General features: G+C 67.8%; 1 protein-coding gene. It reads right to left on the bottom strand.

The genetic code is table 11. The features are described from left to right. Positions 1 to 2,385: hypothetical protein (locus SX243_25930; GenBank protein ID MDY7096425.1), on the bottom strand; the 2,385-nt coding region annotated here is incomplete at both ends.

Raw genomic sequence — 2,385 nt, forward strand, 5'->3', positions numbered from 1 at the left:
GGTTCTTGCCGTCGACCATCCAGTACTGCCAAGGCTCCCCGGTGCGGCGGTAGCCGGTGAGGTTGTCGAAGGGGTCGTAGGTGTAGTCGGCGCTGAAGACGGCGTCGGGGCGGCTCACCGAGGCGCTCAGCAGCCTCGAGGTCTCGTCGTAGGTGTAGCGGTTGGCGCCGATCTGGGTGATGTTGCCGGCGCCGTCGTAGGCGTAGAAGCCCGAATCGAAGAGGGTTTGGGGACCTCCTCCTGCCACCGGCCGGGCCAGCTGGAGCCGGGCGGGGCGAGCCATGCCGGAGGTGCCCTGGTTGTAGATGGCATAGGTGCCGTTTTGGAACTTCACCTGGAACGGCTGGAGGTTCGGATGGTACTCGAAGTCAGCGTAGAGGCCTTCGGGCTCCTGCGTGCCGTTGAGCGCGACTCGGAGAGGCTGGTTGCCGAGGTAGCTCCAGTAGGCCGAGAAGTCCTGAGCCACGACATCTCCCCCGTCGGCGCAGGGGAGCTGTCCGAGGGAGTCGGGGACGCATTCGGGGTACTGCACCACCTCGACCCTCCCGAGGGCGTCGTAGCTCCAGGTCTGGCGCAGGGTCGGGTCGTAGCTGGTGGGGCTTTCGAGGGCGGTCTCGCGGGCGGAGATCTTCCCTAGCCTGCCTCCGTACTCGTAGCTCTCGCGCACCGCCCAGTCGTCGAAGCCTCCCTGGCCGTCATCGAGCCAATTGTGGCGCACCGCTTCGACCAGCTTGCCCTTGCGGAAGTCCTCCTCCCCCACATTGCTGGTGCCCCAGCTCCATTCCTTCCACAGGCGCGTACCATCCGACAGCTGCGTCGGGCGACCGCCAGTGTCGTAGGTGTAGACGAGGAAGGTGCGGCCGTCATGGCGGCTCCGGACCTGCCCTAGGGCGTCGCGGGTGTAGCTCACCGTGCCCAGACCTGGACCGCTGCCCACCTCCGGCAGGTGCTCGGCGGTCAAGAGGCCCCGGCCGTCGATGGACCATTGCCGGGTCTGGGACAGGCCCCCGCTATGGCGAGTGGCGGAGATCACCTGGCCGGTGGGGCCGTAGACCTGGTCCGTGCGGTGGAGCGGGGTGACGGTGGCGATCTCCCGCCCGAGGCCGTCAAAGACCTTGCGCACCCAGCTCTCCTGGGGGCCGGAGGGTCCTTCGACGTTGAAGCTCACCTTGACGTTGCGCTCTCCCTTGTAGAAGTGCGTCTGCACCTGGCCGTCGGGCTGAGTGACCCGGAAAGCGCGACCGAAGGGGTCATAGAGGTTGTAGCGGGTCGACTGGTTGCGGTTGACGGGAATCTCCTGCCAGGTCGTCTCGCGCCAGAGGTTGCCGTCGGCGTGGAATTGATACTCCTTCTTGGTGGTGGAGACGGTGCCGTCGGGCTTCGGCCACTGGCGGGTTTCGCCGATGAGCCGGCCGAGGGCGTCGAAGTAGCGCTCCTCCCGAGTCAGCTCCACGCCTGCGTCGAGCCGGCGGATCCTCATCCAGGGCGGAGAGCCGGCGGGGCGGAAGTATTGGATGGCGAGCGAGGCCTCGTGAAGCGAGGTCTCCGGGGTGGCTGAGGTCAGCCGCCCGAGGCCGTCGTAAGCGTAGTCGGTCTTCTGGCCGGTGACGGCGTAGTAGGTCTTGACCAGGCCGGTGTTCGGGTCGATGTCCGCCTGGTAGCTGAACGGGTAGCCGCCGATGCGGGTGCTGGCCAGCTGGAGATCCTGGTAGGTGTGGTCGAGCTGGAAGCGGCTGCCGTTGCTGGCACTGCCCGTGACCGAGCAGAGGGTGGCGGTGCTGAGATTGGCGGTGTCGCCGCCGGCGCGGATCTCGGTGATGGCCAGGCCGGCGTTGACGCCCACCGCTGTGCCGGGAGTCCAGGCCGTCACCCGGTCCGTCGAGCTCCTGCCGAAGGGCAGCCGCCAGAGCCGCTCACAGGTCTTGGTGCCCTTGTTGTTGAAGCTCGCCTCCATCACCTGGCGCCCGCCGGCGGAGGCGAGGACGGTCTTCGTCTCGTAGGGGTGGAGAATCCACGGCGTGGCGAGGTTGGGCAAGTAGGCAGAGGGGGTGCCGACGTTGAGGTAGCCGGTGGTGCCGTCGATGCCCAGAGTCGTCCCGCCGGTGGCGGTCCAACCGGTCTCGGTGCGCTCGGTGCGGTGGGTGCCGCTCTCGAAGTTGTCCACTACCTCCTCGACTCGGGCCCGGCCGGCACCGTTCCAGCCGGAAGAGCGGCTCTCGATCCAGCGGTGCTGGTCGTCGTGGAAGACCGTGCGCTCGACGACGGGCCGGGGATTGACGGAAAAGCAGCCCGGGGAGTCCCCGCTGACCTTGTCGCAATCCCGCCACTCCATGGCATAGCGACGATAGATGGACCGGCGCTTCTCGCAGCTGCCCCCGGGAGCGG

Source organism: Acidobacteriota bacterium (assembly GCA_034211275.1).
GTDB lineage: Bacteria > Acidobacteriota > Thermoanaerobaculia > Multivoradales > JAHZIX01 > JAGQSE01.